Annotated in this window: 10 protein-coding genes; 8 read left to right on the top strand and 2 right to left on the bottom strand. The window is 73.8% G+C overall.

Going from position 1 to position 12,963, the window contains the following annotated elements; genetic code table 11:
• Window positions 1-42: 42 nt before the first annotated feature.
• Window positions 43-1,389 (top strand): MFS transporter, encoded by a 1,347-nt coding sequence (locus IE108_RS08855; protein ID WP_107420529.1) that lies wholly within the window; start codon window positions 43-45, stop codon window positions 1,387-1,389.
• Here IE108_RS08855 and IE108_RS08860 read toward each other — a convergent pair.
• Together IE108_RS08860 and IE108_RS08865 are read right to left on the bottom strand one after the other, a co-directional pair.
• Complete coding sequence (locus tag IE108_RS08860; protein WP_064731400.1) at window positions 1,386-2,354, bottom strand: MASE1 domain-containing protein; 969 nt, start codon at window positions 2,352-2,354, stop codon at window positions 1,386-1,388. The genes IE108_RS08855 and IE108_RS08860 overlap by 4 nt on opposite strands.
• Before the next feature lie 58 nt (window positions 2,355-2,412).
• Window positions 2,413-3,240, bottom strand: a complete 828-nt coding sequence (locus tag IE108_RS08865; protein ID WP_064731399.1) for a PP2C family protein-serine/threonine phosphatase — start codon at window positions 3,238-3,240, stop codon at window positions 2,413-2,415.
• A gap of 212 nt (window positions 3,241-3,452) precedes the next feature.
• On the opposite strand from IE108_RS08865, the gene IE108_RS08870 reads away from it, so the two are divergent.
• The 7 genes from IE108_RS08870 (at window position 3,453) to IE108_RS08900 (ending at window position 12,957) form a co-directional block, all read left to right on the top strand.
• Window positions 3,453-4,352, top strand: coding sequence for an NAD-dependent protein deacetylase (locus tag IE108_RS08870; protein WP_064731398.1), 900 nt, complete (start codon window positions 3,453-3,455; stop codon window positions 4,350-4,352).
• 124 nt (window positions 4,353-4,476) lie between these two features.
• Window positions 4,477-5,766, top strand: a complete 1,290-nt coding sequence (locus tag IE108_RS08875; protein WP_064731397.1) for an ABC transporter substrate-binding protein — start codon at window positions 4,477-4,479, stop codon at window positions 5,764-5,766.
• Between the two features lie 49 nt (window positions 5,767-5,815).
• The gene (locus tag IE108_RS08880) at window positions 5,816-6,757 is read left to right on the top strand and encodes a carbohydrate ABC transporter permease (protein WP_064731396.1); all 942 of its coding nucleotides are present in this window, start codon (window positions 5,816-5,818) and stop codon (window positions 6,755-6,757) included.
• Between the two features lie 14 nt (window positions 6,758-6,771).
• A complete protein-coding gene (locus tag IE108_RS08885; RefSeq protein WP_064731395.1) occupies window positions 6,772-7,599 on the top strand; it encodes a carbohydrate ABC transporter permease in 828 nt (275 codons plus the stop codon).
• Window positions 7,596-8,669, top strand: coding sequence for a LacI family DNA-binding transcriptional regulator (locus tag IE108_RS08890; RefSeq protein WP_064731394.1), 1,074 nt, complete (start codon window positions 7,596-7,598; stop codon window positions 8,667-8,669). The genes IE108_RS08885 and IE108_RS08890 overlap by 4 nt, the downstream gene beginning before the upstream one ends.
• Before the next feature lie 62 nt (window positions 8,670-8,731).
• The gene (locus tag IE108_RS08895; protein WP_064731393.1) at window positions 8,732-10,666 is read left to right on the top strand and encodes a glycoside hydrolase 5 family protein; all 1,935 of its coding nucleotides are present in this window, start codon (window positions 8,732-8,734) and stop codon (window positions 10,664-10,666) included.
• A complete protein-coding gene (locus IE108_RS08900) occupies window positions 10,663-12,957 on the top strand; it encodes a glycoside hydrolase family 3 N-terminal domain-containing protein (RefSeq protein WP_064731392.1) in 2,295 nt (764 codons plus the stop codon). Before IE108_RS08895 ends, IE108_RS08900 begins: the two co-directional genes overlap by 4 nt.
• The last annotated feature ends 6 nt before the right edge of the window (window positions 12,958-12,963 follow it).

Raw genomic sequence — 12,963 nt, forward strand, 5'->3', positions numbered from 1 at the left:
GCCGCGGACCGGCCCGGCTTCGACCGGCGGCTGCTGCCGCCGATGCTGCTCGGCTCGGTCCTCAACCCGGTCAACTCGACGATCATCGCCGTAGCCCTCGTCCCCATCGGCCGGGCCCTCGGAGCGCCCGCCTCGCAGACGGCGTGGCTGGTCTCCGCGCTCTACCTGGCCACCTCGCTCGGCCAGCCGGTGGTGGGCCGGCTCATCGACCTGTTCGGCCCGCGCAGGCTCTTCCTCCTGAGCACCGGTCTCGTCGGGGTCGCGGGAGTCGTGGGCGCCCTCGCGCCGAACCTGGGCGTGCTCATCGCCGCGCGGGTCCTGCTCGGCTTCGGCACCTGCGCCGGCTATCCGGCGGCGATGGCGCTGCTGCGCAGCGAGGCGGAGCGCACCGGGCGGGACAGTCCGGGCGGGGTGCTGACCGCGCTGGCGGTGGCCAACCAGACCATCGCCGTCGTCGGCCCGCTGCTCGGCGGGCTGCTGATCACCGTGGGCGGCTGGCGGGCCACCTTCGCGCTGAACGTCCCGCTGGCCGTCGTCGCGGTGGCGCTCGGGATGCTGCGCCTGCCCCGGCCCGCCGCCCCCGGCGGCCCCCGGCGGCGCGGGGAGCTGGTCGCGCGGCTCGACCTGCCCGGGATGGGGCTGTTCGCCGCGATGCTGGTCTCGCTGCTGCTCTTCCTGATGAACCTGCATCTGCGCGACTGGTACCTGCTCGCCCTCACCGTCGTCGCGGGCGCCGCGTTCGCGTTCCGGGAGCTGCGGGCCGCCACGCCCTTCATCGACCTGCGGGTGCTGGGCGGCAACACGCCGCTCCTGGCGACCTACGGACGCGCCCTGGTCGCCTACGTCGTCGCGTACGCCTTCCTCTACGGCTTCACCCAGTGGACGGAGGAGGGCTTCGGGCTGTCCCCCTTCCACGCCGGGCTGGTCCAGATACCGATGTTCCTGCTGGCCATCGGCGTCTCGGTCCTCTCCGGGCGGCGCCGGGGCGTGCGGGGGAAGCTGCTGCTGGGGGCGGTGGGCCAGATCGTCGCCTGTGCGGTGATCCTCACGCTGACGGGCGAGAGCCCGCTGTGGATGCTGATCCTGGTCGCCCTGGTCTTCGGTGTCCCGCAGGGGCTCAACAACCTGGCCCTGCAGAACTCCGTCTACTTCCAGGCGGATCCCGAACGCACGGCCTCCTCGGCCGGCCTGCTGCGCACCTTCGCGTACGTCGGCTCCATGATCGCCTCTTCCGCCTCGGCCGCCGCCTTCGGCCACCACGCGGACACCGCGGGCATGCACACCCTGGCCTGGGTCATGCTCGGCGCCGGGGTGGTGTACCTCCTGCTGACCCTCTTCGACCGCACCCTGGGCCGAGGAACCGGCCCGGACGCCAAAGCCGCGGCCTAAGGACTCTCCCCCTGGCTCTGCGAGCCCCCCGCGTTCAGGTGCTGCAGGGCCTCGACCAGTTCCTGGCAGGCACGCTCCACCGACCGCCTGGTGTTCAGCTGCTCGGTGATCACGGCGGACAGCAGGAGCGCGGTGAGCCCCAGCGTCCCGTTGAACGCCTGGAGCCGCATCATCGTCTCGATGTCGCTGAGCCTGCCGAAGGCGCCGACCTCCTCGCGGGCCACGACGGTGGCCAGGACCGAGGCGTACAGGGCGCACGGAATGCCGCCCGCCAGCTGGAAGCGCAGCACGGACCAGATCAGCAGGGGGTAGACCAGGAAGAGCAGGCTGACCGTGCTGTACATGATCAACGGGACCAGGAAGGCGACGAGCACGGTGAGCCCCACGGCCTCGGCCCAGCGGGCGGACGCCGGGGGCAGCCGCGCGCGGTACAGCAGGAGCAGCAGCGGCGTGACGAGGAGGACACCCATCGCGTCACCCACCCACCAGGCCAGCCAGACGAGCCCGAGGTCGCCGGACGGCAGCTTGTCCGACACCACGAGCATCCCGACGCCCATCCCCGAGCTGATCAGCATGGCGGTCAGCGCGCCCAGGAAGACGAGCGCCACCCCGTCGCGCAGCCGGCTCAGGCTCACGCGGAAGCCCACCGCCCGCAGCATCAGGTAGGAGCAGACGGGGGCGACGGTGTTACCGGCCACGATGCCGATGCTCTCGACACCCGGACGGCCCAGGGAGACGATCACCAGCAGCGCGCCCAGCGCGATGCCCGGAACGCAGCGCGCCCCGAACAGCAGCAGACAGGCCACGGCGAGGCCGGTGGGCGGCCAGATGGGCGTGACGACCGCTCCGTCGGCGGTCAGCTGCTGCGACAGGCCGAGGCGCCCCGCCGCGTAGTAGACACCGGCGACGAGCAGCGTCCCGCAGAGGAGGACGACCGGTCGCGGCCAAGCGCGGATATCCACCACAGGCCCATCAGACACCGGCCCCGCCCGGTCAGCGAGGCGGGAGCCGTCCCGTCCCGCCCTACGGCGTAACGCCGGGTCCGTGGCCGACGACGAGGACGGCGGCGTCGTCCTCGTGTCCGATCAGTTCGGCGTTCTTCAGCACGGCCGCCGCGAGGGCCTGCGCCTCCATGCCCGCGACGGCGGCCAGGCCCGCCAGCCGCGCCACCCGGTCCAGTCCGTCGTCGACGCTGAGGGAAGGCCCTTCCACGACACCGTCGGTGACGAGGACGAGCACTCCGCCCGAGGCGAGCCGGTAGCGCGTCACCGGGTAGTCGGCCCCCTCCAGGACGCCCAGCGGTGGCCCGCCCTCGTCGCGGCAGATCTCCGCCCTGCCGCCGGCGGTCGCACGGACGCAGGGGATGTGGCCGGCCCGGGCGCTCTCCAGGATGCCGGTGACCGGGTCGAAGCGGATGAACGTGCAGGTCGCGAAGAGGTCCTTGTTCAGGGTGAGCACGAGTTCGTTGGTGCAGGCGAGCAGGTCGCCGGGCTCGCTGGTCACGGAGGCGAGCGCCCGCAGGCCCACCCGGACCTGGCCCATGAAGGCGGCCGCGTCGATGGCGTGGCCCTGGACGTCGCCGACGGACAGACCGACGCGGCCGTCGGGCAGTTCGAAGGCGTCGTACCAGTCGCCGCCGACGTTGAGTCCGGCGTACGCGGGCGCGTAGCAGGCGCCCAGGCGGAAGCCGGGGACCTCGGGCAGGTCCGCGGGCAGCATGTCGCGCTGCAGGGCGATCGCGAGTTCGACCTGGGACCTGCGCAGCTCGGCCAGCTCCCGGGCCTGAGTGGTCAGTGACGCCAGCCTGGCGAGCAGCTCTTCTCCGTCAGGTGCGGGGCGCTTGCGGAACATCGGCCACTCCCGGGCCAGACCGCCTCCGTGCGGGCGTCGGCCGCCCGGCGGCCTGGCAGTGCAAGTCTGTCACCCGGCCCCTGGAAGAGCACCTCGGGACGTCGGGCCGGTCCCGCCCGCGGAACACGGCCCGGCACCGGCGGCCGGCTCCCGCTCCCCCACCGCCGACGGCCGCCGCCCGCGAAGGCACCGCGTTTCCGTACCCTTGCCGCATGCGCATGCGCCCCACCCTGAGCTGGACCCCGGACGCCGATCTGCCGCCGGGCACCACGGACCTGGAGCCCGTCGCCGAGGCGCTGGCCGCCGGCGGCGTGCTGGTGCTGAGCGGGGCCGGCATCTCGACGGAGTCCGGCATCCCGGACTACCGGGGCGAGGGCGGCAGCCTGAGCCGGCACACGCCGATGACATACCAGGACTTCACCGGCAGCGCGGCGGCCCGGCGGCGCTACTGGGCCCGCAGCCACCTCGGCTGGCGCACCTTCGGCCGGGCCAAGCCCAACGCGGGCCACCGGGCCGTCGCCGCGTTCGGGGACCGCGGCCTGCTCGCCGGAGTGATCACGCAGAACGTGGACGGTCTGCACCAGGCCGCCGGCGGCGAGGACGTCGTCGAACTGCACGGGAGCCTGGACCGGGTCGTCTGCCTCACCTGCGGCGCGTTCAGCCCGCGCCGCGAACTCGCCCGGCGGCTGGAGGCGGCGAACCCGGGGTTCGAACCGGTGGCCGCCGGGATCAACCCGGACGGCGACGCCGACCTCACCGACGACCAGGTCGGGGACTTCCGCGTGGTGCCCTGCGCGGTCTGCGGCGGCGTACTCAAGCCGGACGTGGTCTTCTTCGGCGAGGCCGTCCCGCCGGCGCGCGTCGAGCACTGCCGCGAGCTGGTGCGCGGGGCGGCCTCGCTGCTGGTCCTCGGCTCCTCGCTGACGGTGATGTCGGGGCTGCGGTTCGTCCGGCAGGCGGCCCGGGCCGGGACACCGGTGCTGATCGTCAACCGGGACCCGACCCGCGGCGACCGGGAGGCCGTCACGCGGGTCGCGCTGCCGCTGGGCGAGGCCCTCACCACCGTGGCCGCCCGGCTCGGTGTCTCCGCCGCCGACCCGGCCGGGACCTGAACGGGCCCGCCGAAGTCCCCGGCGCCACCCCCTTGACCGCGGTCGCTCCACTCCATATGGTCCTCGCACCTCACGAGGTACATCGATTAACCAATCGTTAACCGCTTGGTTGGAGACCCCCGCTGTGCGCTCATCGCTGACCCGGCGCGACCTGCTCGCCGCCGGTTCCGGTCTGGCTGCGGCCGCTGCCCTGCCCGCTCTGTCCGGCTGTTCGTCGTTGGCGTCGGCGGACTCCGATCCGGACACCCTCGTCGTCCACACCCAGCTCGGCACCACCGCGCCGGGCTCCCCCACCTACCTCGCCGCCGTCGACGGCTTCCGCGAGGAGAACCCGGGGGTGCAGGTCAAGAACCTCGTCAACGGCGACGACCTCGGCCAGGTCTACGAGACCTCGCGGCTGGCCCGCAAGGAGGCCGACGTCGTGATGGTCAACCTCTACGACAAGACGCTGGCCTGGACGGACGTCGGCGCGACCGTGGACGTCGGCCCCTACCTGGACGAGTGGGGGCTGCGCGGGCGGGTGCTGCCCGCCGCGCTGGCCGACTGGACCGACGACGAGGGCCGCCTCAGGGCGTTCCCCTACTTCGCCACGAACTGGCCCGTCGCCTACAACCGCGCGCTGCTCGACCGGGCCGGCGTCGACGAGATCCCCACCACGGGGGACGCGCTGATCGCGGCGGCCCGCAGGCTGCGCGCCAAGGGTCTCGCCCCCGTGACCGTGGGCGGCAACGACTGGACCGGCCAGAAGCTGATGGCGCAGATCATCCAGACGTTCCTCACCGAGGAGGAGGCCCGGCACGTCTACGCCACGGGCGACTTCGGCGGCCGCGGCGCCCTGCGCGGCATCGAGTACTTCACGCACCTGCGCGACGCCGGCGTGTTCGCGGACAAGGCGCAGGGGCTGACGTCCGACTCGATGACCACGCAGTTCAACACCGGCGAGGCGGCGATCCAGTCGGCCATGTCCTCGGCGCTCGCCAAGGTGCCGGAGCAGGTGGCCCGGCACACCGAGGTGGGTGGCTGGCCCCTGGCCGACGGGGCCGCGCACGAGGCGCCGACCGTGATCCGCGCCCAGACCCTCATCGGGTTCTGGGTCAGTCCCAACGGCGTGCGCAAGATCGAGCAGGTCGAGAAGTTCCTGCGGTTCATGTACCGGCCCGACACGGTGGCCCGGTTCGTGACGGAGAGCGGCCGGGACATGGCCCTGCGCACCGACGCGGTCAGCACGGACTTCCCGTTGGTGGGGGCGGCCCAGCGGCTGGGTTCCGAGGTGAGCCAGGTGCTCCTGCCCGACGTGTACGTGCCGCCCGCCGCCGCGCAGCCGCTGATCACCGCGACCAGCACGTCCTTCACCCGGGGCACGAGCGCGGCCCGGGTACGCGCCGCCCTCGAGTCCGCGTACCGGTCCGCATGAGCCGCCCGGTCCCCCTCGCATCCGCCACCCGTTCTCCGGGAGTCACCGCATGACGACGCTCACGACGACGCCGGACGGCCGCGCGGCCCGCCGGTCCGCACCGCCGCCCGCTCCGGCCTCCGCCGCGCGGCGGCCCCGGCAGGGCGGCACCGTCCTCGCGGTGCCCGCGCTGGTCTGGTACCTCGTGTTCATGGTCGGGCCGCTGCTCGCCATCTTCGTGATCGCGGCCCTGCACTGGCCGGGCATGCTGCAGCTGGTGTCCTTCGCGGGCCTCGACAACGTCCGCGCGGTGCTGGACGATCCGGTGTTCTGGGACGCGATCCGCAACACGGCCGTCCAACTGGCCGTCGCCCTGCCCGTGATGATCGTGTGCGCGTACATGCTGGGGTACTACGTCGCCCAACGGCCGCCCGGTCACCGGGTGATCCGGTACCTGCTGTTCATCCCGGGGCTGATCTCCACGCCGGCGAAGGCGATGGTCTTCTACGCCGCGCTGTCCCCGGACGGCCTGCTCAACGGCGCCCTGTCGGGTGTCGGCCTCGGCTCGCTCACCGACGCCTGGCTGGCCTCGCCCTCGACGGCGCTGGCCTGCCTGATCGCCCTCGACATCTGGAGCGGCATCGGCTTCACCGCCGTACTGTTCGCCGCGCGGCTGGGCAGTGTGCCGGACGAACTGGGCGAGGCCGCCCAGCTGGACGGGGCGGGCCACTGGCGGACGATGTGGTCGGTGCACTTCCCGGTGATCCGGGACTACGTGGGCGTGGTGACGATGCTCCAGTTCCTGTGGACGCTGTTCGGTTCGGCGCAGCACGTGCTGCTGCTGACGCAGGGCGGCCCGGGGACGTCGTCGACCACCCTGTCCTTCCTCGTGTACCAGAAGGCGTTCATCGCCGCCGACCTCGGATACAGCCAGACGGTGGGCGTCCTGCTCTTCCTCGCCGGTCTCGTCGGGCTGCTGACGATCCGCCGCGTCTTCCGCCAGAACTACTGATCGGAGCAGCACCCATGAAGCTCGGCAAGCGCTGGCTCCCGGCCCACGTCCTGGTGTGGACGTACGCGGTGCTGCTCGTCGTCCCGCTGTACTACTTCCTCGCCTCGGCCTTCAAGTCGAACGAGGAGATCTTCGCCCACCCCTTCGCTCCGCCCACCTCGCTGGGCCTGGACAACTTCCGGACCGCCTTCGACAGCGCCGACCTCGGGCTCGCGGTGGTCAACTCGGCGCTGGTGACGGTGTTCTCGCTGGCGCTGACGCTGCTGCTGGCGATCCCGGCCGCGTTCGCGCTGGCCCGTTCCACCGGGCGGCTGGCGGGGGTGGTGGAGAAGGTCTTCTCCCTCGGGTTCCTCATCCCGACCTTCGCGGCGCTCTTCCCCACCTTCCTGCTGGCGGCGGCCACCGGGCTGTTCCACACCCGGATCTTCATGGTGCTGTTCCTGCCGGCGACGGCGCTGCCGCTGTCGGTGGTGATCCTGGTGCAGTTCATGCGCACCATCCCGCCGGAGATGGAGGAGGCCGCGCGGCTGGACGGGGCGTCGACCTTCGCGGTGCTGCGGCACGTCTACACGCCGATGTGCCTGCCGGGCATCGCCACGGTGCTGCTGCTGAACTTCCTGACCTTCTGGAACGAGTACCTGTACTCGCTGGTCATCATCGGCCCGGACCCGGCGCAGCGCACGGTCCAGGTGGCGCTGCCCACGCTCAAGTCGATCACCGGTACGGACTACGGCGTCCTGACGGCGGGCACGGTGCTGACCCTGGTACCGGTGTGGGTCGTCTACACCGTGCTCCAGAAGCGCATGCAGCAGGCCCTGGTCAGCGGGGCGGTGAAGATGTGAGCGTGTCCACCGGGCGGCCGGGCCGGCGTCCGACCATCAAGGAGGTCGCCGCCGCGGCCGGCGTGTCGACGGCCGCCGTCTCGCAGGCCTTCAACCACAAGGGCCGGCTCTCCGAGGCGACCCGACGCCGGATCCTCGACGCTGCGCTGGAGCTGGGGTGGAGTCCCAACGCGCCCGCGGCGGCGCTGCGCAACGCGCGGACCCGCAGCCTGGCCCTGGTGGTCCGGCGCCCCACCGACGTGCTGGGCTCCGACCCGCACTTCAGCGAGCTGATCACCGGTATAGAGGGCGAGCTGGCGCCGCGCGGCTACGGTCTGCTGCTGCACCTGGTGAGCGGTCACCGGGAGGAGTACGCGCTCTACGAACGCCTCGCCGCGGAGGGCCGGGTGGACGGGGCGGTGCTCACCGACGCCCGCGACGCGGACGCCCGCCCCGCGCTGCTGGCCCGGCTGGGGCTGCCCGCGGTGCTGCTGGGCGCGCCGGACGGCACGGCCGTCGTCCCGCGCGTCGGGCTGCGCGACCAGGGGGCGGGGATCGCCGAGGCGGTCGCGCACCTGCTGGCGCTCGGCCACCGGCGTGTGGCCTACGTCAGCGGGCCGCCGGAGCTGGAGCACACCCGGGTGCGCCGAACCGCGTTCGAACAGGCCCTGCGCGAGGCCGGGTTGCGGCCCTTCGCGGTGCTGCCGACCGACTTCAGCGAGCGGCACGCCGTCGGAGCCACCGAGGCGCTGCTGGCGGCCGCGGAGCGGCCCACCGCGCTCGTGTACGCCAACGACTCGATGGCGGTCTGCGGCATCGGCACCGCGCAGCGCGCCGGCCTGGCCGTCCCCCGCGACGTGTCGGTCGTCGGCTACGACAACCTGCCGCTCGGCAGCTGGCTCCATCCCCGGCTGACCACGGTCGACCAGCAGGTGCAGCGGGTCGGCGCGGCCGCCGCGCGCACGCTGCTGGCGCTGTGCGGCGAGCCGGTCGAGGAGACCGGCGTCGACGGCCGGCCCCGGCTCGTCGTCCGCGAGTCCACCGGCCCCGCCCCGCCCGGCGGCGGCGCCACGGGTGCGGCCGCAGGCTGACCCGAGGGCCGCGGAGCGCCGCGGCCACGCACCATCCGAACCCCCACGACGCGAGAAGGACCATGCGACGCCACAGCGCCCAGCTCACCCACCAGCCCGCCGTCCTGCCCTGGCTCGGCGCCAACTTCTGGTCCCGCACCGGCGGTCCGCTGATGTGGCGGGACTACGACCCGAAGACGGTCCGCGAGGAACTGCGCGTGCTGGGCGAGCACGGACTCAACATGACCCGGTCGTTCTTCTACTGGCCCGACTTCCACCCGGAGCCGGACCGCGTCGACGAGGAGCTGTGCGCGAGGTTCGAGGACTTCCTCGACGCCCACCGGGAGGCGGGCATGGGGACGGTGCCGACCTTCATCGTCGGCCACATGTCCGGTGAGAACTGGGACCCGGCCTGGCGGGGCGGCCGCGACCTGTACGAGGACGTGTGGATGGTGGGCCGCCAGGCGTGGTTCGTCTCCCGCATGGCCCGCCGGTTCAAGGACCACCCGGCGGTGACCGGCTGGCTGATCACCAACGAGATGCCGGGGTACGGGCGCGTCTACCAGGTCGACCCGCCGTCCTCCGACGTGGTCACCGCGTGGACCCAGGCCATGTGCAACGCGGTGCGCGCGACCGGCGCGACGCAGCCGGTGTCCCTGGGCGACGGGGCGTGGGGCATCGAGGTCACCGGCCGCGACAACGGCTTCTCGCTGCGGGACACCGCGGAGTACGTGGACTTCGTGGGCCCGCACGTGTACCGGTCCGACACCGACCGGCCGCGCCAGCACTACCGGGCGGCCTTCGAGTGCGAGCTGGCGGCGGTGACCGGGCAGCCGGTGGTGCTGGAGGAGTTCGGGCTGTCCACCGACACCGTCTCGGCCGCCAACGCCGGCCACTTCTACCGCCAGACCCTGCACAACTCGCTGCTGGGCGGCGCCACCGGGTGGATCGCCTGGAACAACACCGACTACGACGACCTGTGGGACCGGTCCCCGTACGACCACCACCCCTTCGAGATGCACTTCGGCATCACCGACTCCACGGGTGCCCCCAAGGAACCGCTGCGGGAACTGGCCGCCTTCGCGGACGTGCTGAGGGCCGTGGACTTCCCCAACTGCTCGCGGTCGGAGGCCGACGCCGCACTGGTGGTGCCCGCCTTCCTGGAACGCGGCTACCCCTACAGCCGCCCCGCCGACCGGCCGCTCATCTTCACCTCCCTGCACCAGGGTTACGTCACCGCGCGCGCCGCCGACCTGCCCGTCGCCCTCACCCGCGAGGCCGACGGACTGCCCGGCGAGGCGTCGCTGTACCTGCTGCCCGCGACCCGGCAGCTCACCACCCGCACCCGGCGGGAACTGGCCCGCCGCGCCGCCGACGGAGCCACCGTCTACCTGTCGTTCTGCTCGGGCGAGCACCCCGGCACGCGCGGCCCCTGGTTCGACGACCTGGACGGGCTCTTCGGCGTGGAGCTGCAGTTGTCGTACGGCGTCGCGGAGCCGATAGAGGACGACGTCCTGGAGATGACGTTCACCGAGGACTTCGGCGACCTGCGCGCCGGCGAGGTGCTGCGCTTCCCGGTCGCGGGCAACGAGGACAGCCGCGCCTACCTGCCCGTGGTCCCGCGGGCCGGCCGGGTCGTCGCGGTGGACGCGCACGGCCGGCCGGCGCTGGTGGTGCACGAGACGGGCACGGGCCGTACCGTGCTGGCCACCTACCCGCTGGAGCACATGGCGGCCCGCACGGCGCGGGTGAATCCGGAGGAGACGCACCGGCTGTACGCGGCGCTGGCCCGGGTGTCCGGCGCGCGGCGGCCGGTCACCGTCGCCGATCCGCACGTGGCGGCGGACGTCGTCGCGCACGCGGACGGCCGGCGCTTCGTCTGGCTGGTCAGCCAGAGCGCCGAGCCGCTGGTGGTGCGCCCGCAGACGGACGGGAGGCTGCACGGCCTGTCCGACGGCGCGCCGGTCGAGGACGTGCGGATCGACGCCTACGGGGTCGTCGTCCTGGAGCTGCGATGACCGTCGCCGTCCCCCGCTACCGCGATCCGGCGGCGCCGGTGCCGGAGCGCGTCCGCGACCTGCTCGGCCGCATGACCCTCGCGGAGAAGGTGGGCCAGCTCAACCAGCGCATGTACGGCTGGCACGCCTACGAACGCACCCCGGACGGGCACCGCCTCACCGACGCGTTCCGCGCCGAGGTCGCCGCGTTCGACGGCATGGGCGCGCTGTACGGGCTGCAGCGGGCGGACGCCTGGTCGGGCGTCGGCTTCGGGGACGGCCTCGACGCCCGGGACGGCGCGCTCACGGCGGCGGCCGTGCAGCGGCACGTCGTGGACGGCACCCGGCTCGGCATCCCCGTCCTGCTGGTGGAGGAGATGCCGCACGGCCACCAGGCGCTGGACGGCACGGTGCTGCCGGTCAACCTGGCGGCGGGCGCCACCTGGGACCCGGAGCTGTACGCGGACGCGGTGGCCGGCGCGGCCGCCGAACTGCGGGCCCGGGGCGCCCACGTCGCCCTGGTGTCCGCGCTGGACCTGGTGCGCGATCCGCGCTGGGGGCGCAGCGAGGAGTGCTTCGCGGAGGACCCGTACCTCGCGGCGCGGATGACCGAGGCCCTGGTCGCGGGGGCGCGGCGGGCCGGCGTCGCCGTGGTGCTGAAGCACTTCGCCGGGCAGGGCGCGACGGTCGGGGGACGCAACAGCGCGGCGACGGAGCTGGGGCACCGCGAGCTGCACGAGATCCACCTGGCGGCGGCGCGGGCGGGGGTCGCGGCGGGCGCGGCCGGGGTGATGGCGGCCTACAACGAGTTCGACGGGGTGCCGTGCGTCGCCAACCGGTATCTGCTGACCGGGCTGCTCCGCGAGGAGTGGGGCTTCGACGGCGTCGTGATGGCGGACGGCACGGCGATCGACCGGCTGGTCCGTCTGACCGGCGACCCCGTCTCGGCCGCCGCGATGGCCCTGGACGCCGGCTGTGACCTGAGCCTGTGGGACGACTGCTTCCCCCGGCTCGGCGAGGCCGTGGATCGGGGGCTGGTGTCCGGGCGGGCGCTGGACGCCGCGGTGGCGAGGGTGCTCACGCTGAAGTTCCGGCTGGGCCTGTTCGAGCGGCCCGTGCCCGAGGCCGGTCCCGGGCCCGGGGCGGCGCGAGAACTCGGCGTCCTGGGCGAGCGGATCGCCCGCGCGTCGGTGACGCTGCTCGTCCACGAGGGCGGCGCACTGCCGCTGTCCCGGGCGGCGCGGCGGATCGCGGTGCTCGGCCCCAACGCGGATTCCGTCGCCCAGCAGATCGGCGACTACACGGCGCCGCAGCGGCCCGGGGACGGCGTCACCGTCCTGGAGGGCATCCGCGCGGCCGCCGGTCCGGACACCGAGGTGGTGTGCGCCCGGGGGTGCGAGCTGGTGGGGGACGACGTGTCGCGGGTGGCCGAGGCGGCGCGACTGGCCGCCGGGGCGGACGTCGCGGTGCTGGTGCTGGGCGGTTCCAGCGCCCGGACCCCGGACACCGCCTTCGAGGCGAACGGGGCGGCCGTCACCGGGGCGGGCGCCCCGTCCGGCATGACCTGCGGCGAGGGCGTCGACCTGGCGGACCTCTCGCTGCCGCCGGCCCAGCGGGCCCTGCTGGCGGCGGTGTCGGCGACGGGAACGCCGGTCGTGGTGGTGCTGGTGCAGGGCCGCCCGCACGCCCTGCCCGAGTTCGAGTCACCCGCCCGGGCGGTGCTGAGCGCCTGGTATCCGGGGCCGCGGGGCGGGCGTGCGGTGGCCCAGGTGCTGTTCGGCGACGCCGAGCCGCGCGGCCGCCTGCCGGTGTCCATGCCGCGTTCGGCCGCCCAGCTGCCCGTCTTCTACAACGGCAAGGACCACCGCTACCGCGGCTACGTCGACCAACGCGCCACGCCCCGCTACGCGTTCGGTCACGGGCTGTCGTACACGAGCGTCGAGTACGGGGCGCCCCACCTGTCGCGCACCCGGGTCTCCGTCGACGCGCCGCGCCTGACCTGCCGGGTGGCCGTCCGCAACACCGGGGCCCGGCCGGCCGACGAGACGGTGCAGCTCTACGTGCGCCGGCTGTCCGGAGGCGCGACCTGGCCGCGCGTACGGGAGCTGCGGGGATTCGCCCGCCTGCGTCTCGCGCCCGGCGAGCGGGCCGACGCGGTCTTCGAGGTGGACGCGGAGACGCTGGCGTCCGTGGGGCGGGAGCTGCGGCTCGTCGTCGAACCGGGCGCCGTCGAGCTGGAGACGGGCCCCGCGTCCGACCGCACCCGGGGAGTGCGTCTGGAGATCACCGACTCGGAATCGAACGAAACTTAGGCTAGC

The organism is Streptomyces parvulus (assembly GCF_014648855.1).
GTDB lineage: Bacteria > Actinomycetota > Actinomycetes > Streptomycetales > Streptomycetaceae > Streptomyces > Streptomyces parvulus.